The sequence below is a fragment of the Thauera sp. WB-2 genome, assembly GCF_027594845.1.
GTDB classification, from domain to species: domain Bacteria; phylum Pseudomonadota; class Gammaproteobacteria; order Burkholderiales; family Rhodocyclaceae; genus Thauera; species Thauera mechernichensis.
Genome location: NZ_CP088935.1, coordinates 523,690 through 550,617 on the forward strand (window position 1 = coordinate 523,690; position 26,928 = coordinate 550,617).

The 26,928-nt window shown below is 64.3% G+C and carries 28 protein-coding genes; all 28 read left to right on the forward strand.

The genetic code is table 11. The features are described from left to right. Positions 1-2 precede the first annotated feature (2 nt). The 28 genes from LQF09_RS02335 to LQF09_RS02460 all read left to right on the forward strand — a co-directional run bounded on the left by LQF09_RS02335 (position 3) and on the right by LQF09_RS02460 (position 26,628). Entirely contained in the window at positions 3-2,690 is a 2,688-nt protein-coding gene (locus LQF09_RS02335) for a circularly permuted type 2 ATP-grasp protein (RefSeq protein WP_270069074.1), read from the forward strand. Positions 2,691-2,704: 14 nt separating this feature from the next. Next, positions 2,705-3,631, forward strand: a complete 927-nt coding sequence (locus LQF09_RS02340) for a transglutaminase family protein (protein ID WP_002933511.1) — start codon at positions 2,705-2,707, stop codon at positions 3,629-3,631. A gap of 148 nt (positions 3,632-3,779) precedes the next feature. Next, a complete protein-coding gene (locus tag LQF09_RS02345; protein ID WP_270069910.1) occupies positions 3,780-5,210 on the forward strand; it encodes a circularly permuted type 2 ATP-grasp protein in 1,431 nt (476 codons plus the stop codon). Between the two features lie 34 nt (positions 5,211-5,244). After that, positions 5,245-6,192: an alpha-E domain-containing protein gene (locus LQF09_RS02350; RefSeq protein ID WP_002933514.1), complete on the forward strand. Its 948-nt coding sequence runs from the start codon at positions 5,245-5,247 to the stop codon at positions 6,190-6,192. Between the two features lie 55 nt (positions 6,193-6,247). After that, positions 6,248-7,051, forward strand: coding sequence for a proteasome-type protease (locus LQF09_RS02355; RefSeq protein ID WP_270069075.1), 804 nt, complete (start codon positions 6,248-6,250; stop codon positions 7,049-7,051). A gap of 128 nt (positions 7,052-7,179) precedes the next feature. Then, positions 7,180-7,758 carry a TIGR01841 family phasin gene (gene phaP, locus LQF09_RS02360; protein WP_004248804.1) on the forward strand — a complete coding sequence of 193 codons (579 nt, stop codon included), beginning with the start codon at positions 7,180-7,182 and terminating at the stop codon, positions 7,756-7,758. A 312-nt stretch (positions 7,759-8,070) separates the two neighbouring features. Further along, entirely contained in the window at positions 8,071-9,519 is a 1,449-nt protein-coding gene (locus LQF09_RS02365; protein ID WP_270069076.1) for a hypothetical protein, read from the forward strand. A 334-nt stretch (positions 9,520-9,853) separates the two neighbouring features. Continuing rightward, a complete protein-coding gene (locus LQF09_RS02370; protein WP_270069077.1) occupies positions 9,854-11,227 on the forward strand; it encodes an integrase family protein in 1,374 nt (457 codons plus the stop codon). 82 nt (positions 11,228-11,309) lie between these two features. Beyond that, positions 11,310-11,588, forward strand: coding sequence for a type II toxin-antitoxin system RelE/ParE family toxin (locus LQF09_RS02375; RefSeq protein WP_270069078.1), 279 nt, complete (start codon positions 11,310-11,312; stop codon positions 11,586-11,588). A 10-nt stretch (positions 11,589-11,598) separates the two neighbouring features. Further along, positions 11,599-11,907: a HigA family addiction module antitoxin gene (locus tag LQF09_RS02380; RefSeq protein WP_270069079.1), complete on the forward strand. Its 309-nt coding sequence runs from the start codon at positions 11,599-11,601 to the stop codon at positions 11,905-11,907. Positions 11,908-11,910: 3 nt separating this feature from the next. Next, positions 11,911-12,102 carry a type II toxin-antitoxin system RelE/ParE family toxin gene (locus tag LQF09_RS02385; RefSeq protein ID WP_270069080.1) on the forward strand — a complete coding sequence of 64 codons (192 nt, stop codon included), beginning with the start codon at positions 11,911-11,913 and terminating at the stop codon, positions 12,100-12,102. Between the two features lie 23 nt (positions 12,103-12,125). Further along, positions 12,126-12,278, forward strand: a complete 153-nt coding sequence (locus LQF09_RS02390; protein WP_333482886.1) for a helix-turn-helix domain-containing protein — start codon at positions 12,126-12,128, stop codon at positions 12,276-12,278. Positions 12,279-12,378: 100 nt separating this feature from the next. Beyond that, a complete protein-coding gene (locus LQF09_RS02395; protein WP_270069082.1) occupies positions 12,379-13,479 on the forward strand; it encodes a hypothetical protein in 1,101 nt (366 codons plus the stop codon). Between the two features lie 125 nt (positions 13,480-13,604). Continuing rightward, a complete protein-coding gene (locus LQF09_RS02400; RefSeq protein ID WP_270069083.1) occupies positions 13,605-13,832 on the forward strand; it encodes a hypothetical protein in 228 nt (75 codons plus the stop codon). Continuing rightward, on the forward strand, positions 13,833-14,198 hold the full coding sequence (locus LQF09_RS02405; protein WP_270069084.1) for a hypothetical protein: 366 nt from the start codon (positions 13,833-13,835) through the stop codon (positions 14,196-14,198). Then, positions 14,195-14,770 (forward strand): hypothetical protein, encoded by a 576-nt coding sequence (locus LQF09_RS02410; RefSeq protein ID WP_270069085.1) that lies wholly within the window; start codon positions 14,195-14,197, stop codon positions 14,768-14,770. Before LQF09_RS02405 ends, LQF09_RS02410 begins: the two co-directional genes overlap by 4 nt. Further along, entirely contained in the window at positions 14,767-16,329 is a 1,563-nt protein-coding gene (locus LQF09_RS02415) for a DEAD/DEAH box helicase (protein ID WP_270069086.1), read from the forward strand. The genes LQF09_RS02410 and LQF09_RS02415 overlap by 4 nt, the downstream gene beginning before the upstream one ends. Then, positions 16,322-17,287, forward strand: coding sequence for a DUF7146 domain-containing protein (locus tag LQF09_RS02420; RefSeq protein WP_270069087.1), 966 nt, complete (start codon positions 16,322-16,324; stop codon positions 17,285-17,287). Before LQF09_RS02415 ends, LQF09_RS02420 begins: the two co-directional genes overlap by 8 nt. A 305-nt stretch (positions 17,288-17,592) precedes the next feature. Continuing rightward, positions 17,593-18,324 (forward strand): hypothetical protein, encoded by a 732-nt coding sequence (locus LQF09_RS02425; protein ID WP_270069088.1) that lies wholly within the window; start codon positions 17,593-17,595, stop codon positions 18,322-18,324. A gap of 441 nt (positions 18,325-18,765) precedes the next feature. Continuing rightward, a complete protein-coding gene (locus tag LQF09_RS19670) occupies positions 18,766-18,864 on the forward strand; it encodes a hypothetical protein (RefSeq protein ID WP_443081784.1) in 99 nt (32 codons plus the stop codon). A 37-nt stretch (positions 18,865-18,901) separates the two neighbouring features. Continuing rightward, on the forward strand, positions 18,902-19,939 hold the full coding sequence (locus LQF09_RS02430; protein ID WP_270067868.1) for an IS5 family transposase: 1,038 nt from the start codon (positions 18,902-18,904) through the stop codon (positions 19,937-19,939). A 115-nt stretch (positions 19,940-20,054) separates the two neighbouring features. Beyond that, a complete protein-coding gene (locus LQF09_RS19675) occupies positions 20,055-20,258 on the forward strand; it encodes a hypothetical protein (protein WP_443081785.1) in 204 nt (67 codons plus the stop codon). Further along, positions 20,258-20,410 (forward strand): thermonuclease family protein, encoded by a 153-nt coding sequence (locus LQF09_RS02435; protein ID WP_270069089.1) that lies wholly within the window; start codon positions 20,258-20,260, stop codon positions 20,408-20,410. The genes LQF09_RS19675 and LQF09_RS02435 overlap by 1 nt, the downstream gene beginning before the upstream one ends. Before the next feature lie 146 nt (positions 20,411-20,556). Next, entirely contained in the window at positions 20,557-20,787 is a 231-nt protein-coding gene (locus tag LQF09_RS02440) for a cryptic plasmid protein A (RefSeq protein ID WP_270069090.1), read from the forward strand. Continuing rightward, positions 20,787-22,262 (forward strand): hypothetical protein, encoded by a 1,476-nt coding sequence (locus tag LQF09_RS02445; RefSeq protein ID WP_247734471.1) that lies wholly within the window; start codon positions 20,787-20,789, stop codon positions 22,260-22,262. Before LQF09_RS02440 ends, LQF09_RS02445 begins: the two co-directional genes overlap by 1 nt. Continuing rightward, positions 22,255-24,204 (forward strand): hypothetical protein, encoded by a 1,950-nt coding sequence (locus LQF09_RS02450; protein WP_270069091.1) that lies wholly within the window; start codon positions 22,255-22,257, stop codon positions 24,202-24,204. Before LQF09_RS02445 ends, LQF09_RS02450 begins: the two co-directional genes overlap by 8 nt. Next, the gene (locus tag LQF09_RS02455; RefSeq protein WP_270069092.1) at positions 24,201-26,234 is read left to right on the forward strand and encodes a hypothetical protein; all 2,034 of its coding nucleotides are present in this window, start codon (positions 24,201-24,203) and stop codon (positions 26,232-26,234) included. The genes LQF09_RS02450 and LQF09_RS02455 overlap by 4 nt, the downstream gene beginning before the upstream one ends. Then, a complete protein-coding gene (locus tag LQF09_RS02460) occupies positions 26,227-26,628 on the forward strand; it encodes a hypothetical protein (protein ID WP_247733388.1) in 402 nt (133 codons plus the stop codon). Before LQF09_RS02455 ends, LQF09_RS02460 begins: the two co-directional genes overlap by 8 nt. The last annotated feature ends 300 nt before the right edge of the window (positions 26,629-26,928 follow it).

Sequence of the window (26,928 nt, forward strand, 5' to 3'; positions counted from 1 at the left end):
CCATGCAGGTCCAGCTACAGCGCCCGTCCGAACTGCTCGCCGGCTATACGGCACGGCCCGACCGCTACGACGAGTTGTGCCAGCGCATCGGCAGCGTGGTGGTGGTGCGGCCGCATTGGCGCGACTTCTTCCACGGCGTGGCGGCGATGCCGCCCGAGGAGCTGTCGGCGCGCCGTGCCGCCTTGCGCCGTCAGGTCCATGAGAACGGCATCACCTACAATGTCTATGCCGATCCGCGTGGCTTCCAGCGCCCGTGGGAGCTGGATCTGCTGCCCTTCATGCTGCCGGCCTCGGAGTGGGCGCAGATCGAGGCTGCCGTCATCCAGCGTGCCACCTTGTTCAACCACATTCTCGCCGACCTCTACGGCGAGCAGCGCCTGCTGCAGGAAGGGCTGATCCCGCCGGCGCTGATCTACGGCCACAGTGGCTTCCTGCGTCCGCTGGTGGGGGCGAAGCAGCCGGGCGACCTGTTCCTGCACCTGTACGCCGCCGACCTTGCGCGCTCGCCTGACGGGCGTTGGTGGGTGGTGGCCGACCGCACCCAGGCGCCGTCCGGGGCCGGCTACGCGCTGGAGAACCGCAGCGTGCTGGCACGTGCCCTGCCCGAGCTCTACCGCGCGACCGGGGTGCAGCCGCTGGTGCCCTTCTTCGAGCGCTTCCGCGACAACCTGGCGGCGCTGGCGCCGGCTGGCGCCCTGGGAGATGACGAGGATCCCCTCATCGTCGTGTTGACGCCCGGCCCCTACAACGAGACCTACTTCGAGCACGCCTTCCTGGCGCGCGAGATGGGTTTCCCGCTCGTCGAGGGCCAGGACCTGACCGTGCGCGACGAGGCCGTCTTCCTGCGCACGCTCGACGGCCTGCAGCGGGTGCACGTGATCCTGCGCCGGGTGGACGACATCTGGTGCGATCCGCTCGAGCTGCGCGAGGATTCGGCACTGGGGGTTGCCGGGCTGGTGGCCGCGGTGCGTGCGGGCAAGGTGACGGTGGCCAATGCGCTCGGCAGCGGCATCCTCGAGACCGGCGCCCTGCTCGGCTATCTGCCGCACCTGTGCGAGGCGGTGCTGGGACAGAAGCTGCGCATGCCTTCGGTGGCGACCTGGTGGTGCGGCGAGCCCGCGGCACGCGACTACGCCCTGCAGCATCTGCGTGAGCTGGTGGTGAAGCCGGCCTACCCGAAGCTGGGCGCGGGACCGGTGTTCTGCCGCGACTTGCCGGAAGCCGAGCTGGCGGCGCTGGCCGCCCGCATTGCCGCCCGACCTTTCGACTTCGTCGCCCAGGAGATGGTGAACATCTCGCAGGCCCCGGTGCTTGCGGTCGATGGCGAGGCGCCCGGCGAGCGCAGCGCCGACGGTCGGCGTTCGGCGGACTTCCCGGGCTGCAGCATGGTGGCCCGCAACGTGGCCTTGCGCGTCTTCGTGGCGGCCGGGGCCGACGGCTTCCGGGTGCTGCCCGGCGGGCTGACGCGCGTGGCTTCGGGCTCCGACATGCGTATCGTGTCCATGCAGCAGGGCGGCAGCAGCAAGGACGCCTGGGTGCTGAGCCCGACCGCGGTGGAGCGACCACCGCAGCACATCGTGCCCGGCCAGCTTGCGCCCCCTCCGGGCGGGCTGCGCAGGCTGGGGCTGTCGAGCCGGGTGGCGGAGAACTTCTTCTGGCTCGGGCGCTACAGCGAGCGGGCCGATGCCGCTGCGCGCCTCGGCCGCGAGACCCTGGCCCGCCTGGGCGGACTCGCGGGCGGCGCGGCTGCGGCGCCTGTGCTGCAGGGTGGTCGGCCGGAGCGCGTCTCGCAGGCCGCGGCGGCGGCCGACCCGGCGCTGGCCGCGCTGCTGGGGCTGTGCCGCCGGCTGGCGATCCTGCCTGCCGAGGCGCCGGTCGAGGCCGGTGCGGCGCGCGCACCCGTGCCGATTGCTGCGGGGACGCTCGCAGGCGCGCTCTTCGACCCCGACTGCAGCGGCAGCGTGGTGGCCAACCTGCGCGTGGTGCTGGGACTGGCGGCGCAGGTGCGCGACCGGCTCTCGCCCGATAGCTGGCGCATCTACAACCGTCTGTCGGACTTTGCTGCCGCGCCCGCGCAGGCGCTCGCCCTGGGTGACGCGCTGCATCGCCTGGATGAGTCGCTGCTGTCGCTGGTGACGCTGTCGGGCTTCGTCATCGAGAGCATGCCGCGCGACGCCGGCTGGCGCTTCCTGTCGATCGGCCGGCGTATCGAGCGCCTGCAGTTTCTGGCCGCCGCCTTGTCGGCGCTGCTGACGGCACCCAGTGCCGAGGCCCTGCAGGCGCTGCTCGCAGTGACCGACGGCGACTTGCGCTACCGCAGCCGCCATGCGCGCGGGCTGGCGCCGCTGCCGGTGGCCGAACTGGTGATGCTCGATGCGGACAACCCGCGTGCGTTGCGCTACCAGCTCGAGTCGCTGGTCGAGCACCTGCGCCTGCTGCCCGAGGGCGATGTGCTGGCCGAGCCGCTGACGCAGCAGCTGGAAACGCTGCAGGCCTTGTCGCTGTGCGATTGCCTGATCGTCGACGCGGCCGGGCGTGCCGCAGGCGGCGCTGCCGAACACGCGCGCTGTGCCGACCTGCACGACTTCCTCGCCCAGACCTGGGCATGTGGCAATCGTCTGGCGGATGCGCTGTCGCACCGGTACTTCACCCATCTCGACGCCCGTAGCCGGGCGACGGCCTCGTCCTGAAGCGGTGGCCTGCGATGCCCGAGTTCGAGATCCGCCACGACACCATCTACCGCTACGACAGTCTGGTCACGCTGTCGCAGCACATTGCCCACCTGCATCCACGCGAGCTCGCCTACCAGCGCTGCCTGGCGCACACGCTGGAGCTGTCTCCCGCCCCCGCTCAGCGCAGCGCTGCCGTCGATTTCTTCGGCAATCCGGTAACGCGTTTCGCGCTCGACACGCCGCACGACCGGCTGCTTGTGCGGGCTCACAGCCGCGTCCGCGTCGGCGTTCGCGACTGGCCGGTCGCGGGCAGCGGACCGAGCTGGGAGGACGCACGCGACCACCTTCGCGATGGGCTGTCCGGTCATGCACCCCTCCAGCCCGAGGCGCGCGACGCCGGGCAGTATCGCTTCGCCTCGCCCTATGTGGCGCTGGGCGACGAGGCTGCTGCCTATGCAGGCTATGCGACGCGCTGCTTCACGCCGCGGCGCGCGCTGGTGGACGCGCTGCTGGCCTTGTGCGCGCGCATCCATGCCGATTTCCGCTTCGACGCCTCTGCCACCAGCGTGGCCACGCCGGTGGCAGAGGTCTTCGCCAAGCGGCGCGGGGTATGCCAGGACTTCTCCCATCTGATGATCGCCTGCCTGCGGGCGCTCGGCCTGGCGGCGCGCTATGTCTCGGGCTACCTGCTGACCCAGCCGCCGCCGGGGCAGCCGCGACTGGTGGGCGCCGACGCCTCGCATGCCTGGGTGGCCGTGTGGTGTCCCGGCCTGGGCTGGATCGAGGTCGACCCGACCAATGACCTGCAGCCGGGTGCGGATCACATCACCCTGGCCTGGGGGCGCGACTATGGCGACGTGGCGCCGCTGCGGGGGGTGATCCTGGGCGGGGGGGGGCACAGTGTCGAGGTTGCGGTGACGGTGACACCGAGCGATGAGGGTGTGCGCGCACCAAATTGATGCACGCTCAGCGCATCCTGGTGCGCACCAAGCCGGTGCACTCCTGCTCGTGAGCCCGCAGAGCGCGCAACTGCGCGCCTGGAGTGCATGGCACGCTTCATGCTGAATGCTCGTTCAAGGGAGTCCAACCATGAGCGCAGACAGCACAATGACAGCCGCCAGACCTTTTGACGAAATGCATGCTGCCGACGGTACGGTGCGGGCGCATTACGCCCCGTACGCCGATTGGCTGGAGCAGATGCCACGCGAGAACATTGCGCGCAAGCGCAAGGAAGCCGACATCGCCTTTCACCGTGTCGGCATCACCTTCAACGTCTATGGCGAGGGCGGTGGCAAGGAGCGGCTGATCCCCTTCGATCTGTTGCCGCGCATCATCCCCGGCGACGAGTGGAGCGTCCTCGAGACCGGCCTGCGCCAGCGCGTGCGCGCACTCAATGCCTTCCTCGCCGACATCTACCATGGCCAGGAAATCCTGCGCGCGGGCCGCTTGCCGGCCGAGCAGGTGCTCAACAATGCCCAGTTCCGCCCCGAGATGAAGGGGGTGGAAGTGCCCGGAGGGCTGTACGCGATGATCGCCGGCATCGACCTGGTGCGTGCAGCGGGGGCGGACGGCAAGGGCGAGTACTACGTGCTCGAGGACAACCTGCGCGTGCCCTCGGGGGTGAGCTACCTGCTCGAGAACCGCAAGATGATGATGCGGCTCTTCCCCGACCTGTTCTCGCGCTACAACGTGCAGCCGGTCGAGCACTACCCCGACCTGCTGCTCGAGACCCTGCGCGCGGTGGCGCCCGCGGGTGTGCTCGACCCCACGGCCGTGCTGCTGACGCCGGGTGCCTTCAACAGCGCTTATTTCGAGCACAGCTTCCTCGCCCAGCAGATGGGGGTGGAGCTGGTCGAGGGCCAGGACCTGTTCGTCAAGGACGACACCGTATTCATGCGTACCACCCAGGGGCCGCGGCGGGTGGATGTGATCTACCGCCGGCTCGACGACGACTTCCTCGACCCCGAGGTGTTCCGCCCCGATTCCATGCTCGGCGTGCCCGGCCTGATGTCGGCCTACCGCGCCGGGCGAGTGACCCTTGCCAATGCCGTGGGCACCGGCGTGGCCGACGACAAGTCGATCTACCCCTATGTGCCGGAGATGGTGCGCTTCTACCTCGGCGAGGAGCCCATCCTCAACAACGTGCCGACCTACATGCTGCGCGAGCCCGAGGACCTGGCCTACACGCTTGCCCACCTGTCCGAACTGGTGGTCAAGGAGGTCCATGGCGCCGGCGGCTACGGCATGCTGGTCGGGCCGGCGGCAACGCGCGCCGAGATCGAGGAGTTCCGCGCCCGCATTCTGGCCGCGCCCGAGAAGTACATCGCCCAGCCCACCCTGTCGCTATCGACCTGTCCCACCTTCGTCGATGCGGGCATCGCCCCTCGCCACATCGACCTGCGCCCCTTCGTGCTGTCGGGCGGAAAGGAGATCCGCATGGTCCCCGGCGGGCTGACCCGCGTTGCCCTCAAGGCGGGCTCGCTGGTGGTCAATTCCTCGCAGGGCGGGGGTACCAAGGACACCTGGGTCGTCAATTGAAGCCTTCACGCCGCGCGCATCACGGAGAACGATCATGCTGAGCAGAACCGCCGACCACCTCTACTGGATGGCCCGCTATACCGAGCGTGCCGAGAACACGGTGCGCATGCTGGACGTGTCCTACCGCATGTCGCTGCTGCCGGGCACCAATGGCTGCGACACCGATGGCTGGTCGGCCATCCTGGCCATCAGCGAGTTGTCGGACGCCTTCGCCCGCACCGGCCGGCCGCTGACGCCGCGCGACGTGATCGAGTTCGTCGTGCTCGACCGCGACAACCCGTCGAGCGTGTGGAACTGCCTGCGTGCGGCGCGCGAGAATGCCCACGCCGTGCGCGGCACGCTGACGGCGGAGATGTGGGAGACCACCAACGCCACCTGGCTCGAGATCCGCGACATGACGCCGGAGAAGCTGCAGGCCACCGATCTGGGCGAGTTCTTCGAGTGGGTGAAGTTTCGCTCCCACCTGCTGCGCGGGGTGACCTTCGGCACCATGCTGCACGATGACGCCTTCAAGTTCGTGCGCCTGGGCACCTTCCTCGAGCGCGCCGACAACACCGCCCGCCTGCTCGACGTGAAGTACCACAGCCTGTTGCCCAGGGCCGAAGGGCTGGGCAGCTCAACCGACTTCTACCAGTGGGGCGCGCTGCTGCGTTCGGTGTCCGCGTTCGAGACCTACCGCCACGTGTACCGCGACGTCATCACGCCGCACAAGGTCGCCGAGCTGCTGATCCTCAACGCCGCCATGCCGCGCTCGCTGCATGCCTGTCTCGACGAGATCAACGACATCCTCGGCGAGATCGCCAACCTGCACTCGGCCGAGGCCGCCCGGCAGGCCGGCGAGCTGCATGCCACGCTGCACTACGGGCGCATGGACGATATCTTCGCCACCGGGCTGCATGCCTGGCTGGAGCGCTTCCTGGTGCGCATCAACCGCCTCGGCGACAGCATCGGCGATAACTTTCTCGTTCCTGTCGCCGCCTGAGCGCAGCCGCCCGCGCGGCGGCTTCTTCGATCAATGACCCAATCGGGATGACTCGATGACCTACTGTGTCGCCATGTGCCTCGACGAAGGCCTGGTCTGCCTGTCCGATTCGCGTACCAACGCGGGTGTGGACCACATCAATACCTTCCGCAAGATGACCGTGTTCGAACGCGCCGGCGATCGCGTGCTGGTGCTGATGAGCGCGGGCAATCTCGCCATCACCCAGGCGGTGATCAACATCCTGCGCGAACATGCCGCGGTGCAGGACCGCGACAGCCTGTGGAACGCGCCCACCCTGTTCGAGTGCGCCCGCCTGGTCGGCGAGACCATTCGCGGCGTCTATCGCCAGGACGCCGAGGCCCTCAAGCAGTTCGGCGTGGACTTCAATGCCAGCTTCATCCTGTGCGGCCAGATCGGCGACGAGCCGCCGCGCCTGTTCAACATCTATGCCGCGGGCAACTTCATCGAGGCCTCGGTCGATACGCCCTATTTCCAGATCGGCGAGTCGAAGTACGGCAAGCCGATCATCGATCGCGTGGTGAGCGCCCGGACCTCGCTCGACGAGGCCGCCAAGTGCGCGCTGATCTCGATGGATTCGACGATCCGCTCCAACCTGTCGGTGGGCCTGCCGCTCGACCTCCTCATCTATCGCCGCGACGAGTTGCGCGTCGCCCGTCATCTGAACGTGGATTGGGACAATCCCTATTTCGACATGATCCACAAGGAGTGGGGTGCGAACCTGCGCAAGGTGTTCGAGGCCCTGCCCGACCCGGATTGGTCGCGCTGGCCCGGCGAGGAGGCGGCAGCGTCCCGCATCGAAGTGGTGACGGCCAGCGTTGCCCGCAGCAGCGAGGCTTGAGCGCCAGCGCAGAGGGCGTCAGGGCACGCAAGTGGTGCAAGAAAACACTTGCGATTTATTATGTTGCAGTGCAACATAAAACCACACCGATTCAACCCACGGTGTCACCTATCCGTCAGGAGAACACCATGAATGCTTCGCCCGAGAAAATGCTCGCCTCCGCCCGTGCCGTCGCCGAGGGGCGTGTCAATGATGTCGCCCTGGCCAGCGGCAGCCTGCTGTCGATGGTCGAACACCTGACCGCGCTCAATCTCAACACCGCGCGCGCGGCGCTCGACGACACCATCGTGCTCCAGCAGTCGATCTGTGCCGCGCGCGAGCCGCGCGACCTGCTCGCCATCCAGGTCGGCAGCATCACCCCCGCACTCAAGCGCGGCTTTGACTACGGCAAAAGCGCCAGTGGCATCGCCAGCCTGGCACAGGTCGAGCTCTTCAAGCTCGTCGAGGCAGGCATGTCGCAATGGCTGCAGGGCGTCATCGTCACGCTCGAAACGCTCAATCGCGCAGCGCCCGGTTCCGAGTTGGCGGTCAAGGTCCTCAAGACCGCAGTCGCCAACGCCTCGTCGGCCTACGAGGGCGCAAGCGAGGTGGTCAAGCAGGTCTCCGAGGTCGCCCAGGCCAATGCCGACCAGGCTGCCGCTGTTGCGGTCGATGCCGTGAGCAAGACCACCAGTGCTACGGTGTCCTTGTTCAAGAGCGCGGCATAAGCAGCGCAGGGTCTGCATGGACGGGCCCGGATGTGGGCCCAATGAAGAAAAAGCCAGTTCCTCTTGGACTGGCTTTTTTGCTTTCGGGGAGCCCAGGCGGGAGCCTGTGGTGGGCCTTCAGTTTCCTGGGCAAGGTATCGAAGAGCTGTCTATATTGAGTCTGATGTGTATTAGCGACACTGTGCGCGAATTGCACTGGGGATGAATGAAGTTGCCTTCATGCGTCCGCCTGGGGGAGGTTTTCAAGGGGCTGGGTAAGTTCACGGACTGACCGGTTTGGTGCGACGTGCGTCGATCAGCAGGAGACCAGAAGTGACTGCCATATCCGTGAGCTACGTGGTGCGCCCCCGGACCGGGCATGTTCGCAGGATGCTGGGGGTGGCTGCCGTGCTTGTCGGTGCAATGGGGATGGCCGCAAGTGCCCAGGCTCAGGTCGCGAGGCCGGACTGCGAGGCCGTTGCGCCTTGGGCTGCCGGCTTCGATCGCAATGACGAATGGCAGCCGAATGCCTTGGGCAGTCGTCACCGCCTGCCCAGGCTCTTCGTGTCGCAGGAGACGGAGGCGCTGTTCGGCAAGCCGATGCTGTCCTGGACCGAAGCGGATGTCATGAGCGTTCGGGAGGTGGTGCTGGCCTGTCGTCAGGCAACCAAGGATCGCGAGTTGTCCGGCGCCTACAACGCGATGCAGAGCGCCTTGGTCAGTCGCGTCGCCAACTTCTCCAAGGCCTTGGCCGATGCTCGGGGCAGGGCCGGCACAGCGATGAACGCACTGCAGAGTGCGCCGCCTTCCTTGCCCTTGCTGAGCTTTCACTCCGCGCTCGAGCAGGCCGCAACGGCGCAAGGGTATGCACGCCTGCCGGCGGCCGCCAGCGGCTTGGCGCCCGCGGCGTCGAATGCTGCGCGTGAATTGATTGCCGCGCTGCGGGACCTGCCGGAAGCCGAGATCGCGACGCTGGTGGCAGAGCCTGCAGCGCGGACGGCGCTTGCCATGCGTGATGGGGTGGTCGAGGCCCTGCTTACGGAAGTGCGAGCGGTGCCGGTCAGCCTGCCAGGCCTGGGGTTACTGGACCGCATGGCGCAGGCGCTGCCGCGTGACTACGCGCCGGCGCTGGGGAAGGAGGCAACCGAGAGCATGCTGCGCGCCGTGACCGAACGGCGGGCGCACATCGCGACCGAGATCGCGGATGTGCTGGTGGCGCAGATCGGTGAATCGTCTCGGGACTTCGATGCCTTTGCGCAGATCGATCAGGCTGCGGACGGCAACCTGCTGCGACAGCTGCCCCAGGCGCAGGCCGCGCGTGTCCATGATGCGGCTCAGACCCGCCGCCAGGTGGTTGCCGATGCGTTGTTCAGTGACATGACGACGAAACTGGGCGCCTTGCCCGCGACCGATGCCGCGCTCGATTCGGTCGACGCCGCCTTGAGATCGATTGCGGCTTGGCCAGCGAGCGCAGCGCCGTTCAAGCCTCGGTTCGAGGAAGGGGTCAGGAAGCGTCGGGCAGAGATCCTTGCTGCGGTCGATAAGGCCGAGGCAGGGGCGATGCGAGGCCGGGTCTATGAAACAGGTGACAAGGCGCACCGTTTCGAATTTGTTGATCGCACCCGGGTGTTCGTGCATGAACCCGGACATACCGCCGCCGGTACCTACACCGAGGAAAAGGACGGCCGCATCGTGGTCACGGTCAATGGCGAGTCGACCGTCCTGACGCGGGAGGGGCGGCGTCTGAACGGTTGGCACACCCAGGTCAGTCGCACGAAATAGGGCTTTGACCAGTCAGGACTCGGGGCTTGACTTGCAAGCCCAAAAGCAAAAAGGCCAGCTCGCGAGAACTGGCCTTTTTGCTTGAATTTGTTGGTGGGGGCACTAGGACTCGAACCTAGGACCAATTGATTAAGAGTCACATTTTCTGTCAATTTCCATCAACGCCGACCGCGCCGCAAGACCCCGAAAAAGGACACAAACCCCTGATTTGGCTATGGCTACATGAATCACAAGGTTGATTCATGTTGAGCTATGTTGCTAGAGTCTGGCTACATGGTGGCTACATGAGCCGCTGTGTAGCCACGGTGTAGCCAAAATGAGGGACGCATAGACCATGCAACGCGAGCGCCTGACCCCCGAGAGAATCCGCCGCTTCACCTGCGCCGATGGCACCGCGCAATCCTTCCTGTGGGACACCGAAGCGCCCCGCCTTGCCGTGCGTGCGACCGCTGGCGCGAAGTCTTTCATCTTCGAGAGCAAGCTAGACCGGCGCACCGTCCGCGTGACGATTGGCGACGTGCGCGCCTGGAACCTTGACGACGCCCGCACCGAAGCGCGCCGCCTGCAAACCGAGATTGACCAGGGCAACGACCCGCGCCAGCAGAAAGCCGAGCGCATCGCCGCCGCCGAAGCCAAGCGCGCCGCAGCAGAGGCCGCCAAAGCCGAGGCCGACCGACAGGCGCGCTACACCCTGCGCGCGCTGTGCGATGCCTACCTGAGCGCCCTGGAGCGCGCCGGGAAGGGCAAGAGCGCCGCCGGAGCGCGGAGCCTGTTCAAGTGCCATGTCGACCAGGACACCGCGAACAGGCCCGCGCGAGCCGTGACCGCGCACGAGGTAGCCGCGCTGGTGCGCCGGGTGAGGGAAGCCGGCAAGGAGCGCGCCGCCGGAGTCCTGCGCAGCTACTTGAGCGCCGCATTCAATGCCGCCAAGCGTGCACCCTTCGATTCCGCTCTGCCTGCCGACCTGATTCCCTTCGGCATCGAGCACAACCCCGTCGACGCTATCCCGGCAATCGCCGTGCAACGAGGCGACCGGACCCTGAGCGCCGCCGAACTGCGCGCATACATCGGGCACCTGCTACGCATCGGGCAAGAGACCGGCCCCGAGCTTGCCGACGTGGCTTTGCTGCTGGCGCTGCATGCGGGCGGGCAACGCATGGCGCAATTGCTGCGCGCCAAGGTGGGAGACTTCGACCAGGACACCGCAACGCTTCGCCTGTGGGATGGCAAGGGCAAGCGCACGCAACCGCGCGAGCACCTGTTGCCGCTGGCGCCGCATGCCGCCGCGATGGTGGCCGCCCTTGTGGCGCGCGCCAAGGCCCGAGAGACCGAGCGCGCCAAGCAGGAAGGTCGCGCACCCGAGCTGGCTGGCCTGTGGCTTTTCTCGACACATGGCCGCGTGGCGATGAACCCCGAGACCGTGAGCAACCGTGCCGCCGAAGTGTGCGCCGGCATCGGTGGCGAGCCCTTCAATGTGCGCGACATTCGCCGCACGGTGGAGACGATGCTAGCCGGCCTGGGCATCAGCAAGGACACCCGCGCGCAACTGCTATCCCACGGCATCAGCGGAGTGCAGGCCGCGCACTACGACCGGCACGCATACACCGACGAGAAGCGCGCCGCGCTGGTGGCCTGGGAGGCGAGGCTAGCCGCCATCGTGCAAGCCGAGAGACAACCCGCGAACGTGCGACACCTGCGCGCCGCCTGACCGAGTGCGCCGCCCCTGCGCTGCGCGTGGTCGCTTGACTGGGCTGTATTGAGTTGTGAAACGTTACGCTATACACTAAGCCATGATTAAGAGCTTCGAGCACAAAGGGCTTCAAGCCTTTTTTGAGACTGGCAGCAAGGCAGGCATCCAGCCGCATCACGCGCCAAAGCTGGCCCGATTGCTGGCACGACTTCACGCCGCCAAGGTGCCCGAGGACATGAACGTGCCGGGATGGCGTCTGCATCCGCTTGTCGGAAGTCTGGCAGGCCATTACTCGGTTTTCGTGAATGGCAACTGGCGTCTGACGTTCCGCTTTGACGGCGGAGACGCGGTTCTGGTCGATTACCAGGACTATCACTGAGGGCAGCACCATGACAACGATGTTCAACCCGCCGCACCCCGGCGAAACGCTCCGGGAGGATGTTCTTCCTGCTCTGGGCCTGACCGTGACCGACGCCGCCGCGCAACTTGGCGTGACCCGCGCTGCGCTGTCTCGCGTGCTGAACGGCCATGCTGCAATCTCGCCGGAAATGGCCTTGCGCCTCGAAGGCTGGCTCGGCGTGGAGAACGGAGGCAGCGCAGACGCCTGGATTGCGCAGCAAGCCGCCTATGACTTGTGGAAGGCCCGCGCTGCCGGCATGCCTGCGGTGGAGCGTGCGCCCGAGATGATAAGCACCTGACCGATGACTGAGCTTGCCGCCCTGAAGGCCCGCATCCTGGCGAACCCCTACACCCGCGCAATGGGTGATGGGCTGTTCGAGATTCGCGCCAAGGGGCAGGAAGGCATCGGACGCGCCTTGTTCTGCACAGTCGTCGGCAAGCGCATCGTCCAGCCCTTGCCGAGCTGCTGCGCGCCCGCCAGCGTGCCGGCCTGACGCAGACGGAGTTGGCCGAGCGCATGGGTGTGTCGCAGCCTGTCGTGGCCCGCATCGAGGGCAGCATCGGCAGTCGCAAGCACGCCCCTTCCCTGGCGACCTTGCGCAAGTACGCGGACGCCTGCGGGCAGAGGTTGGTGATTCGCTTCGAGCCAAAGCAAGAGCACGCGGCCTGACCGAGCATGCCGCGCCTATCCCGACGGGGAGAAAACCGGGAGACCTTCACCCGGCTGGCGCGGCACCCAAACGAAGGAGCGCATCGAAGGAGCGCGTCTCTTGAAATCCAGCAAGCCAACACAGCCGAAACAATACGGGGCTGCCCAGGCAAGGGTCGTCATGAAGCTGGCAAATGAGCTTACCGGCGAATTTGGCTTTCTAGAATTCCGCGATAACGTAGAGGTTCCGGGAGTTTTCATATCGGAGCCCTACGTCGACATGCTGCCGTCCGGTGCCAGAGGCATCGAGGCCGGGCGGCTACTCGCTTGGAACCCTGCCGTTGACCTGGAGAACGGGCCGGACCCAGCGACATGGCCGGTGCTGCCCGCGACATTCAGTGCGCGAGATTTGGCGGCTTTCCTCGTCTACGGGGTTGGTACGTTCATCCATGACTTCCTCGGGACAGATGGCGTCCTCGACGAATCCGCGCTAAAAAATGTCGGTGGAATGCGGGACGAGTGGGCACGCCAAGCACTGCGCGAAGCCTATGAATTAGCCGGTCGTGCGCGGGCGGTGGTCGGGCCGCTTGATGATGAAGCGGAGAGGGCGGCGGTTTTACTTGGCCGGCAACTCGATGACGCAACCGACCAGGCCAACGAGCGGGAACGGGTGTTCGAGCCGGGGATTTCTGGTGATGAGGCAAGCGCTCGCCGCGACCGAGCAAAAGCCGCGGTGGCATGCCTGGAGAAAGAATTTGATGGGCTGAAAGCCAAGGCTGAGCAGAAGCGCGAACGCTGGCGTAGGGACATGGTGCGGGCATTGTTTGAAGTCGAAGATGTGCGGCAGGGAGAGGCTGTGCAAAAGAAGAAACCCGGCCGCAAGCTATCCGTCGCCCCGGCCCTGCTGGCGGAAATCCTTAATGCCCTGGAGAGCTATGCCGCGACGACCGGGCAGGACTTCGACCGCCATGCGATGCCCGGCCCCTTGGGGAAGTCCGCCGACGATGAGGGGGGCTTTCATTGGCTGTGCGCTCGCCTCTACCCCCGCGTCTTCAATCGCGCCCCTGCCACCTTCACCGGTTATCGCGCCGGCCTCTGTGCATTGGCACCATATCCGAAGCCGACAGACTTTTACCGGCTGGCACTGCCTCGCATTGCACCGAAATTAGGGGTAACGCTGGATGTGCGCCACATGCCCAAGAAGGGCAGGGAAGTCGCCTAGATTCATCGCCTTATGAGCGCCTTACACTGCACCAAAAATGAATTTATGGTGCAGTGTGGTGCAGTTACACCGGGAAATTGAGCTGTATTCAATGGGAACCGTCACCACTCGACGGAGCACCAGAAATGCAACTCCACACTGCCCCGACCCAGCGCACGGACTATGCGAGCATCCTGCGCAACTACTCGACCGAAGAAGCCGCCGCGATTCTGAAGGTCAAGCCGCAGACCCTGCGCGCCGCTGTCTGCCGCGCCGGGCACTATGCAGGCGTCCGTCCGCACAAACTCCCTTCGCGTTTCCTGTGCTGGAACGCTGCCGAAATTGACGCCCTTGTGCGCGGCGAGGTGGCCTAAATGCGAAGCGCCCGCCCCACCGAAGTGAAAGCGAGCGCCCTGGAACCGCGCCGCCATTCTATCGCGCGAGATCTGTTTCCGGACACGCTTCCGCCCCGGCCTGCTCCGATCTTCCCCGAGCCGAACAGCGTCAAGGAGTGCGCACTGCTGGCTCTGGTCGGTGGCGCCATTCGGCAATCTGGATTCGTCCGATCGTGGCGACTCGCCGCCTACGTCCGCTTCCTGAAGGATGACGGCTGGGCGATCATCAGCCGTGAAGTCGCCGAGAACGGCCGCACCGTAGCCGAATACACGCTCGATCTTCAGGACGATGCAACCCGTGAGGCCGCTGCCTGCTATCGCAGGCGCAAAGGCGGTGCAGCATGAGCGCGCAGAACCGCACGCCGCCCGCATTCCAGGAATACGCCGCGGCGATGATGAGCCGGATCGAGTACCGCGTACTGACGCTGCCTCAGCGTGGCCTGCTGTACTCGATGCGCCTTGAGTGCTGGGTGAACAACTTCCTGCCCGAGTCACCCGAAATGCTGGCCCGCGTTCTGGGTTACGACCCCAAGGAAGTAGCCGCCGAACTCCCCTATGTCATGCCGTTCTTTGCGTGTAAGAACGGTCGCATCACCTCGCCAGAGCTTGATGACTATCGCGCCTACCTTGACCATGTTCGTGAGCGGAAATCGCAAGGCGGTAAGCGTGGCGCAGACGTCACCAATTCGGCCAAAACCCAGAAGCGGCGCGGTAGTTCGGCTGTCCCGCCGAGTAACCCATCGGGTATGTCGTCGGGTATGCCGCCGGGTCATCCTCGGGTCCTTAGTACAGTACAGCCCAGCACAGCCCAGCCAAGGAATGAAGTTCTTGGAGATAGGTACACAGAGGTAGTAGGTACTGGGTGGAAGGGGTTCTCTGACTTCACCCAAGACCCCGAGCAGGAGGTCGAACAATGACCGACCTGCGTCCATACCAAGATCAGGCCATAGACAAGCTACGCGCCTCCCTGGCTAGGGGAAACCGTCGGCTGATGCTCTACAGCCCAACCGGCAGCGGAAAGACCACCATGGGCGAGGACATGATCCGTCGTGCCGTCGCCAAGGGTGGGCGCGTGCTGTTCATCGCCAACCGCAAGCAGCTTGTTCGACAGGCGTCAGAGCACCTGACCCGGGCCGGCATCGAGCACGGCATTCTGCAGGCGGAGAACACTCGTCACCTGGGCGCCAAGGTGTTGGTGTGCTCGATCGACACAATCGCCCGGCGTGGCATCCCTGACGACATTGCGCTGATCGTCGTTGACGAGGCGCACGCGGTCGCGGGAAGTGCGAAGTACAAGCGCCTCCTGTTTAAGCACAACCGTGTTCCTGTCGTCGGCCTCAGCGCTACGCCATTCGCCCCTGGCCTGGGCAAGCATTACGGCGAGTTGAAGGGGGCGCTGTTTCAGGAGTTGGTGATTGCCGCCACGATTCGCGAACTGATCGACCTCGGCTTCCTTGTCGATTGCGACGTGTTTGCACCCGCCGTCCCTGATCTGACCGGCGTGAAGTCCCAGCGCGGGATGGGTGGTGAGTTCGACTACAACGAGAAGCAGCTCGCGGAGGCGGTCGATAAGCCGGCGCTGATCGGTGACATCGTTGCCCACTGGAAAAAGCACGCCGCCGGAAAGCCGACCGTGGTGTTTGCGACCAACATCGCGCACAGCCAACACATCGTTGCGGAGTTCCAGCGGTCAGGTATTGCTGCATGTCACATCGACTATCACGCCGACGACGACGAGCGCAAAGCCATCCTCGATGGGTTCAACGAAGGCCGCTTTACGGTGCTGTCGAACTCGGCGCTGTTGGCCGAAGGCTGGGATGCGCCGCACGCCGAGGTGATGATCCTGGCGCGGCCGACTCGCAGCTTGATCCGGTTCATTCAGATGGCAGGTCGGGTGCTGCGCCCCTATCCGGGCAAAGAGCGCGCGCTGATCCTCGATCACAGTGGGACCGTGTTGCGCCTGGGCTTTCCGACCGACGATCTACCGCTCGAACTGGACGACGGCAGCGGGGGCTCATCGAAGACGCAGAAACAGGAGCGCAAGGTCTCGGAGCCTAAGCCCTGCCCCTCGTGCAAGTTCGTGCGCCCTGCCGGGGTCCATGTCTGCCCGAAGTGTGGGTTTGCGCCTGCGAGACAGAGCGACGTCGAAGTCGAAGACGGCGAACTGGTAAAGCTGGATCGACGTAAGCCGATTCAGAAGGAGACCGGGCAGCACATCTACAGCCAGTTGCTTGGGTACGCTCAGTCCAAGAACTACAAACGCGGGTGGGCCTTTCATGCGTATGACGACCTGATGGGTCGAGAGCCGCGCGGACTGCGCCAAGTCGCCGCCAAGCCGACGCAGGAGATTCTGAACTGGATCAAGAGCCGCCAGATTGCGACATCCAAGGCGCGAGAGAAGGCGAGGCGCTTCGACCCGGTGCAGGAAGGCGCCAAGATCGTGTCGGCCATCACGAGCGAGGTGGATCATGGGTGACCGGCTCAACGTCCGCCAGATCGCGCAAGGCCGCTGGCGCTCGATCCTGTCGGCGCTCGGTATGGATGAGCGCGCCTTATCGGGCAAGCATTGCGCCTGCCCGGTCTGTGGCGGCAAGGACAGATTCAGGTTCGACGACAAGGAGGGGCGCGGCACCTACTACTGCCCCTCGTGCAAACCCGGTGACGGCGTGCAACTCGCAATGGCTTTCACCGGACTGTCTTTCCGTGACGTCGCAGCAGAGATCGAGCGCATTGCCGGCACCGTCCGCCCGACCGCCACCAGATCAGAGCGTACCGACGAGGACAAGCTAGCCGCGCTGCGCAGGGCTTTCCGGGAATCGATGCCCATCGAGCGCGACGACGAGGCTTGCCGCTACTTGGCTGGGCGAGATCTCGCACTGTACGACTTGCCCGAGAACGTCCGCCTGCATCCGGGCATGGCGTACCGTGATGACGGAAAGGTACTGAGCACGTTTCCAACGATGCTCGCCACCGTGACCAGTCCTGCAGGCAAGGCGGTGTCGCTGCACCGGACCTACATCCAGGACGGCAGGAAAGCGCCTGTGAGCGCGCCGAAGAAGCTGATGCAGGGGTTGCCCATTGCTGGCGCAGCAATCCGACTGACGCCGGTCTCCCTGACCCTGGGAATCGCTGAAGGCATCGAGACTGCGCTAGCAGCCGCCGAGCTGTTCGAGGTGCCGACTTGGAGCTGCATCAGCACCAGTGGGATCGAGAGCTTTGAGCCGCCGGCTGGCGTCGAGCACGTCATCGTCTTCGCGGACAACGACGCCAACTTCGCAGGACAGGCAGCAGGCTACCGAACCGCACATCGGCTCGCGCTGCGCGGCATCGAGGTGGAGGTTATTGTTCCACCCGAGCCCGGAGACTGGCTCGACCACCTGAGCGGGACACCGCAACGTCCGACGAAGAACACTGAAGGGAATTCGCCAACATAACCAAGCCCGCCCTCGCACAGTTCCTGCCGCATGCGGTGCGCGGTGGCCGCGTACCGGGATGCAGTGGCGGCTGAACCGCTGCCCGAGGTACGCACGCCAGTATGCAACCAGGTACGCACGGAAATGGCGGCGCGGGGCTGCTCGACGTGTCGGCACCGAAGGAGGCCGGGCCTGTCGGTGGGCTACTGCGGCGGCGGGCGTGACGATCTTCCTGGCGCGTATGGGCTGCATCACCCGCTGCGCAAACTGCCTGATGACCAGGGCGAGGGCCGCGCCAGCTACATCAAGAACGAATGAGGCATGAGATGACCAAGAGAAAGGCAACAACGATCCCGAAGCCGCGCAAGGCGATCCCCGTTACAGCATCGCCAGATCCGGATGAGGCGGGCCACAGGTATGCGAAGGCGATCACATCGCCGGAGGTCGTCGCATACCGCGTCACCATGGCTTGCGAACTGCCAGAGCTCACCAACCAGGTCGACGTGCCGGGAATGCTCAAGATGTTCAAGGATCAGGGCGAGGCGTTCAGCGGTGGCGACATGCGGCACGCCGAAGCAATGTTGTCGGCGCAAGCGGCAGCACTGCAAACGCTATTCGCCCGGCTGACCGAGAGGGCTTTCAGTGCAGACTACATGCCGAACTTCGAGAGTTTCCTAAAACTTGCACTGCGTGCTCAGTCGCAATCCCGTGCAACGCTCGAAACCCTGGCGGCGATCAGGAACCCGCCGATTGTCTACGCACGACAGGCGAATGTGACTACGGGGCCGCAGCAAATCAACAACCGCACGGAGGCACCATCACGCAAGCGGGAAATCGAAACCGAGCCGAACAAACTATCAGAGGGCAACCATGAGCTACTTCAGGACACCCGAGCATCGGGCACGACAGGCGGAGGCGATACGACGTTGGAAACCCTGGGAGCACTCGACGGGGCCGAAGTCAGAGTTGGGCAAGCAGATCGTTTCCCGCAACGCCGACAAGGGCGGCACCAGGGCCATGCTGCGCGAACTGCGGAGGGCGCTTCGAGATCAGGCTGAGGTGCTGAAGAAAGTCAGCTGACGACGGCCAGTACCTTCACCCGGCCATGTGCCGGGGTTTCGTTTCTCGCGTGCGTGTTTGCCAGGGGCGATCTCATGTGCCTGAGCGGGTTCGCCAGCGGTTTCCGGCTCATCCTTCACGCACGAAGCACAAAACCTACGCATCGTCGGCTTTGGGCTACTTTGCGTTCCGTCCGAGCGAGGCTGCGTCCGGAGCTCTCCGCGTACCTAAAAGGAGTCTTGCCGCCGATAGACGGGTTTAGCAAACTTCAGTTGGACTATCCCTCGCGCGCATGGGGGGTGGCGTTTCTTGAGTCCCAGAGAGGACTGGCAGAGCCAGCCGATTCGCATATCATGTGCGCTTTCGGATGCTGATGAGTTGCCATGAAGCTAAAGCTCTACACCGGCAGTGAAGTCCGCGAGCCTAGGCAGAAGCTCCGCATGAACCAAGCGGATTTCTGGGCGCACTTCCACACCACCCAATCCGGTGGCAGCCGTTATGGGCGCCTCGAAAAACCTCGGCACCTCTGTGATTGGTAAAATTGGATTGTCCTGATTTCGTTCTCTGCCACCAGCCATGAAGAAACGCACCGCCATCAAGACCGACCTGTTCGCCGACGAGCATCACCGCAAGAAGATCGACACGCTCGGAGATCCACTGGCCGAAATCGAGTCGTACATCGACTTCGGGGCGTTGGCGGCGGAAGTGGATCGGGTGGCGCCGCGTCCGGTGAGTCCGCAAGGCGGTCGTCCGCCGTATCCGACCGAGACGATGGTACGCATTCTGGTGTTGAAGCGGCTGTACAACCTGTCGGATGAACAGATGGAGTATCAGTTGCTTGACCGGATGAGCTACAAGCGCTTCTGCGGGTTGGCCAGCGCGATCAATATTCCGGATCGAACGACGATGTGGACGTTCGAGAATCGCATCGGTGAAGCCGGCGCGAAGGTCCTGTTCGACGGCGTGTCGGCCCAACTGCTCAAGCGCGGTTTCATCGCCCGCGGTGGTCAGATCATCGACGCCACGCTGGTGCCCGCGCCCAAGCAACGCAACAGCCGTGAAGAGAACAAGCTCGTCAAGGAAGGGGCGATGCCGGCCGACTGGAAACCGGCCAAACGGCGCCAGAAAGACACCGATGCCACCTGGACCAAGAAGCACGGCAAGAGTCACTTCGGCTACAAGCTCTCGATCAACGTCGACAAGAAGTACAAGGTCATCCGCAAGATCGAGACGGGTACGGCCAGCATCCACGACAGCCAGCACTTCGAGAGCGTGTTCTACACCCTGAACACGAGCCGAGACGTCTATGCGGACCGGGGCTACACGTCCAAGGGGCGTGAAGACTGGTTGAAGGACAAGGGTTACCGGAACCAGATTCAGAGAAAGGGTACGCGCAACAAGCCGCTGTCTGAGTGTCAGCAAGGGCGTAACCATCGCATCGCCAAGACGCGCGCCCGTGTCGAGCACGTGTTCGCGGCCATCGATCAGATGGGTGGCAAGCTGATCCGCACGATCGGCCAGGCGCGAGCGAACTTTGCGATGACGATGATGGCCGCCTGCTACAACCTGAAGCGGCTGGTGTACTTCCAGAAGGCCGGAATCGAGGCTTTCTGACGCCCGAAATGGGCCGAATCGCCGATTTCCCGGGCGATTCGAAGAGAAAACGGAGCGACACCGCAGAGAAAAGCGGTGATTTGCCGGAGAAATTGAACCGAGTTCGGTCGCTGTCATTGTTTGGCGGCGGGATTCAACGAAAACCTCGCGTTATTCGAGGTGCCCTTATGAGTCGGGCCGGGAAATACCTCGGCCGGTTCAGGCGCTCTTGAACATCGTTTTCGGGGCCGATGCTAAGTCCGTCGGCATCGTTACTGACCTGCGCGAGTTCGGCCGCCCTAAGGAGAAACCCAAGGTCGCTCAGGGCGAAGCGGAATAGTGGCGGCCGCCGCAACCCTCATCGTCGGTCTCGTGGTTGCCGTCGCCGATGGCGACACGCTGACCGTCCTCAACGATGACTTCCAGCAGATCAAGGTTCGGCTTGCCGAGATCGACGCGCCCGACATGCAAGTTCCATCAAAAAAGTCCTGACAACGAAGTTTTGTTAGAATGGACAGACTGGATCGCGTGAATGCAAATTTCCGGGGGTTTCTGGTTTGAAGGGTGAGCAAGAGCCTTTGGGAGGGAGCCCAGCAGGGCGACCGACCGACGCCGCAGGGCAGCAGCCCGAAGGCGTCTTGGTTCTCAACGCCCGTGACAAGAGAGCCATTGCCTGGATGATCGAGCAGGTGGGGTTTGTGGCGGTGCAGGAGGCGTGCGGTCGACTCGCAGGCCGGCGGCGGCTCTATCCGACCAATTTGGCCAAGGTGCTTGGCCTGACGATCCCCGATTCTGTGGTAATCACCCCAGCATCCGCCGCGCTGGAGCAGATACGCGAACTGCGGCGTCGATTTCCTGGGCTTGGCTAGTGAAGGAACAGCGCCGCAAGGTTCTCCTGCCTGTCTTTCAGTTGTCGGAAGTGACTACAGCGGAAGATCCACGCGCGCTCACTCGGGCCATCAAGCAGGGCAAGGGACGGCCTGCCCTGACCTACCACTATCGTTTTGTTTGGGACGATCATGCTGGACGGGGCTTCAACTACAACCTGTTTCCGGTCGTCCTGGACCGAAACGCCGTTCCTTGGCCGCTCGGCAGCCTCTTCATCCTGGCGCAGCTTGAGGCGGAAACGACCCCTGCCATGACGACCTACCAGAGCAGGGCGGACGACCTGGCCGCGTACAAGGAGTGGCTGGATACACAGAACAACCCCGACGACTTGTTGTTTCAGTTCCCCAAGATCAAGCTACGACGGCCGACCTACCGCTACCGGGGTTACTTGCAACAGCAGATTCAGGCACGCGTACTGGCACCGAGCACGGCGAAGCGACGCATCGGAACCGTCGTCTCTTTCTACCGTTGGCTGATTGCCAACAACTACTTCCAGCCCGAATACCCGCCGTGGGAGGAGACACAATACCAGCTTGCCTTCAAGACGACCGAGGGGGTGGCGGTCTCCAAAAGGGTGGTTAGCACGGACGTGGGCATCCGCGCGCCCAAGTCGGAAGACCCATTCGCCGGGACCATCCAGGATGGCGGCAAGCTGCGGCCCCTCACCGGCAAGGAACAGGTCTGGATTCTCGAAGCGACCGAGGCCAAGGGCAACACCGAGTGCTACCTGATACAGCTCTTCATGCTCGCCACGGGGGCGCGTATCCAGACGGCCAGCACGCTGCGCCTACGGCACTTCACCAGCCAGAACCCGCGATTCTCCAAGTTACTCACGGGCGACGGGGAGCTCTACAAGCTGAAAGCAGGGCCGGGGACGGGCATTGACACCAAGAACGATAAAACCGGCGTGCTGCAGGTCCCGCGCCCCCTCTATGAACTGCTGCACACCTATGCCCTGTCAAGGCGAGCCGAAGTACGCCGAAACCGGTTCATGGCTAAGCACGGCGAGCATCCCGACCCCTACCTGTTCCTGACGCAGCAGGGCAGCCCCTACTACACGGCCAAGGCCGAGACCCTCCGCTTCAACCCCGACCTCGACCGCCGCCATGGGCAAACCGGCCAGCCTGTTCGCCAGTTCCTCAGGGAGCACGTGATTCCCTACGTGCGTGCGCACCACGACAAGCACTTCCATTACCGGATCCACGACCTGCGGGCCAGCTTCGGCATGAACATCACCGAACTGCTGATGGAACTGGTGCAATCGGGATCGATCACCCTGAACCGGGCGCGCATGACCGTGAAGGATCTCCTGTGGCACGAGAGCTTTGCCACCACGGACCTTTACCTCAACTACCGCAGCCAGATGGATGCCATCTACGAGGCGGTGAATGGGTACGGCGAGCAGTTGCAGCGCTGGATCGACCAGGCGATGAAAGGCATGGCGATCGATGAATAAGCCCGTCGAGCCCATCTTCGCCACACGCTCGACAGTCACCATCGAGCTGCCGCTGGGCAAGAACACCCGCCTCCTGCATCCGGAGCATGTCATCCTCAAAATCGGCCCCGTTTCCCACGACCTCGGCGCGCTCTGCTATTCGCTGCGCTCGAGCAAGATGCGCAAGCCCGGCCAGCCGCGCGGGGTTGTGATCGGCTCCCTCCTCAAGCAGCGCCCCAAAGAAATCCTGCAACTCATCAAGGCGCTCTCCCGCCTAGTCCAAGATGACGGCAAAAGCCTGATAACAGTGGGAAACTATGCGCATCAGCTCAAGTCGTTCCTCGACTGGTCAGATTCCAACGGCCTGCATGACTGCCTCTCAGGCGGCGAGGCCACGCGCAATGCCTATCGTGCCTGGGTGACCGAAACCCGCGAACGCTATCTCCGGCAAGAGTTTGGTCAAAGGGCGCACAACGACCGACTTGACTTCATCCGCGAACTTCTGGAAGCCGCGACCGGTCTTGAAGCGCTCGGCCGCGGCATAGGCAAGGTCAAGGAACGCTGGAACCCGAATGGCGGCACCGAACCCTTGGCGCCGCACGACTTCGCGCATGGCGTGGCGCTCAACCAGGCGCTGTTCGACGGCCTGTGCGACCTGGTGCTGGAACAGCGCCCCTTCCCCTACAAACTGGAGCTCCCGGGCACCCTTGGCTGGGAGGAAAGCCACCTCTGGCTCTTTCCTATTAATCAGTGGCGCCTGCCTCCGCACCAATGGGGCGCCGAACGAGAAAAACTCGGCAAGCAGGCCTGTTGGGCCTACGATTACGCTAACGGCCGCCTCGCCACGCCCGACGCGATCGCGCATCGATATGCCACGAGACGCTATCCATCGCAGCAGCGCGAGGATGCAAAGGAGGCCATCAAGAGAGCACAGGCCCGAATCGACACCGCCAATGCCGACGTGCATGACAGGCACCGGACTATGCTCGGCATAATCGCCCACAAGGCCTTCCTGTTCCTCTTCTTCTGCAACACCGCTGCCAACGAGTCGGTCACTCGCGAAATCGAGACGAACGGCGAGGTCGACGCAGCCACCAGCAACCAGCAATTCCGATCTATCAAATTCCGGGCGAGCGGCAAGTCCGTGACGCTGACCGTGCCGGCTGCCTTCATGCCGTCCCTGCGCCGCTTCATGGAACTGCGCCGGTACCTCCTCCAGGGCAAGAACTTCCCTTACCTGTTCTTTACGTTTGGACCACGAAACGAGAACCCGCCCACGCAGATCGGCTATAGCCCGCTTGCTTCGCTGTACGAGAACCAGCTTCGCGCCCTCGACTCGCAGTTGCCCCGCATGCCCGTGAGAAAGCTCCGTGCCAGTGTGGCGGACTGGTACCAGCGCCATCACGACGCGTCGGTCACGGCCAAGGTGCTCCAGAACACCGAACAGACCGCGCAGAAGCGCTACGACTCCGGCTCGGCCACTGATCACCGCGAGGAACTGTCGCTATTCCTGACGTCAGTCTCCGAGTCTGCAAGACGTCAGCGCGTCATCGCGGTCAAGGCGGAGGGAGCGGACGCTCCGCCGCTAGAGGAAGGCGGACGCTGCGACAGCTTCGGCCATCCCGAGTCACTGGCCGACAACGCGCCGGTCAAGCCGGACTGCAAGGATTCCCAAGGCTGCCTGTTCTGCAAGCGCCGGGTGCTGGTCGCCTGCGAGGAGGACGCGCGCAAGGTCGCCTCTGCCGCCTTCGTCATGGAGCAGGTGATCCTCGGCCCGCTACACGAAGCCGCCCTGCGGCCACTGATCGCCAAGTGCGACGAGGACCTTGAGAAGATTGCCAACTTCCGCAACTGCCGCGCAATGGTGGTGCAGGTACGCAAGGACGTGTTCGAGAACGGCAACCTCACGCCATTCTTCGCAGACAAGTACCAGCTGTTCCTCGAACTGGGAGTCATCGCATGAAGATCGAGGCGCGCATCGAGCAGCACGGCGCCCAAGGCCCCGACCCGTGGGACGACGACCGGGGCATCTGCCTGCCGCTGGACCACGTCATCTGCCGCGACGTGGATGGTACCCCGCACACGGTCGGCGAGTTCGTCTGGCCATGGACGGCCTATACGGCCCACCGGCAGAAGTTCTACCTGCACTTCTTCTACTGGAAGCAGACAAAAGGCAGAGCGGTCAAGGGCACATTGGTGGTTTCGCCCGAGCGCGAAGCCCGCATTCGCGAGCTGCAGTTCCTGATGACGCGCCTGATCTATTACGGCAACGAAAACGCGCCAATCACGCTGGACGTCAAACTCCGCACGCTGCACCACGCCGCGCGCTTTGCCGAGGCGCGATCCTGCATGGTGCGCGACGTGCTGACGCAAACGACCCTCCTGGATGCCTGCGGCGCAAGCCTGCCAGATACCTACGTGGCCAAATGGATGGGTTGGCTCACCTTCCTTGGCCAGATCGAGCCTGAAACGCAACTGGGTTTCACACTGGCGACCCCGAAGCAGTGGAAGGACCTGGAGCGGCGGGTCAAGGAGTTTCGCAACGACTTTCGGCAGCACGCTCCCCTGCCGACCCGGATCTACGCCGCGCTGATCAACAACCTCGCGGCGGAACTCGACGATATCGAGGCGCACAAGCCCCGGTTGCTAGCGGCGCTACGGGAAGCCATTGTCGAGCATCGACAAGCCAAGGCGGCCCAGAACAGGATTTGCATCGGCCCCGCGCTGGTCGAGAAGCACGGTCTCGCCGCCTACCTTGGCAGGCGCGGCTTCACCGGGCCGAGACCTTTGATGGACATGGCCAGCGCCATCGGCGAGATCTTCCTTATGTGTAAGCTGCAGATTCATGTGTTCAGCGGCATGCGGAATTCCGAAGCCCGGCATCTGCCGTACCACTGCATGAGCCCCGAGCGCGGCCTGCACGGGCGCAAGCACTGCCTGATTGCCGGCGCCACGACCAAGTTCAACAATGGGAGGCGCCTGCGGACAAAGTGGGTTACCACCGAGCGCGACGGCTTCCGGGCGATCCGGCTGGCCCAAGAGTTCGCCGCCGCGATCTACGAGGACCGAGGTGTCATGCCGAGCAAGGCTGACGACCTGAAGGACGAGCACCCGCTGTTCCCTTCGGTCGAGTACCTGCCTTGGATGCAGCGCCAAGTCTCGCCGGAGCGTCGGATCGCCGCCTTTAAGGGATATCTTGGCGGTGCAAGTGATTCTCTTCTAAGCCGCCTGTGCCCGGCCATCGAGGAGGAAGACATCGCGGAACTGGAGGAGATCGACCCCTTCCGCGCTTGGTGCGAGGAGCCCGAGTTCGGGATCGGCCGGCCCTGGCCGCTGACCACCCACCAACTGCGCCGCAGCCTGGCGGTGTATGCCAACGCCAGCGGCCTGGTTCGCCTCTCCTCCCTGCGCCGGCAGTTGCAGCATATCACGCGCGAGATGACCCTGTACTACGGGCGCGGCAGCACCTTCTGCAAGAACTTCATCGAGGACGACCCGAAGGGCTACAACAAGCACGTCGCGGTCGAGTGGCAGGACGGCGCCGAGGAGGCCGAAGTGCTGGCCTTCGTGCGCGACGTGCTGCACAGCAAAGAGCAGATGTTTGGCGGGGCCGGCAACTATTACGATCGCCAGCGAGAGCGCGGCGAGGTCATGGCGCGCGAGGAGGTTGCCAGGCAGATGAAGGCCGGGCTGCTCGCCTACCGGGAAGGCCCGCTGGGCGGCTGCACGCGACCGGGGGTGTGCGAGACACGCAAGGGCCTGAACCTCATCGACACCGTTTGCGCCACCGATGGCTGCAAGCACCTAATCGGCAAGCACTCGAAAATCGTGCAGACGATCCGGCTCAAACGTGCGGCGATGGCTCACATCACGCCCGGTTCAGTCACCGCAGCGATGGAGCGTGAGGAACTGGAGGCGCTGGAGCGTGTGGAACGCGAATGGCGACCCCAGGAAGGCCTTGCAGCGGCCCCGACAGGAGACGGACATGCCTGACATCCTCAAGGATTACTTCGAGGCGCTGGAACGCCTAAAAAAAGGCAAGCCGACCAATGTCCCCAAAGGGACTAGAATCACCAACGATTCAGTATCTCTGGAAGCGGGACGCAAGAAGGGCACGATCAAGAAATCACGGCCGATCTTCAGCGACCTGATCGAGGCGATCGATGCTGCCGCCAAGGCAGAGGCCAAGCACCGTGATGACATGCGGGAGCGGCTGGACGAGGCCAAGGCCGAAGCTGCACGCTACCGGGCGTTGTGGGAGGAGGCGCTGGCCCGCGAGGTGTCGCTGCTCAAGCAGCTTTGGGATGAACGGGAAGCGTGGGTCAAGGAGCGGGCGGCGCTGACCGGGGGCAAGGTCACCCCGATCAGCAAGACGGGACGGATGTGAGCCAGCTGCAAGATCTCCGCTGACCTTTCGGCCACGACCGGCCCATCGCGTTTACTATCAAGCTGCCGATCGAGAGGTAGCTCCACTCAAAAAACTGCCGTCCTGCCTACGGGAGCAACTCGACCTGAGGGACCTGCCCATCGAGCGGCGGCAATCCGGCCGACACCTGCTACACGGCGCTCAGCGTGGGCGAACTGCAGGTCCTTGATGCTTCGGACTCACAGATTCGACGCTCGGCAGCCGGCCGAGCGCTGCAAGAGCGACCTCTCAACGTGGAGTTGAAGCGACAGGCCGACTGCA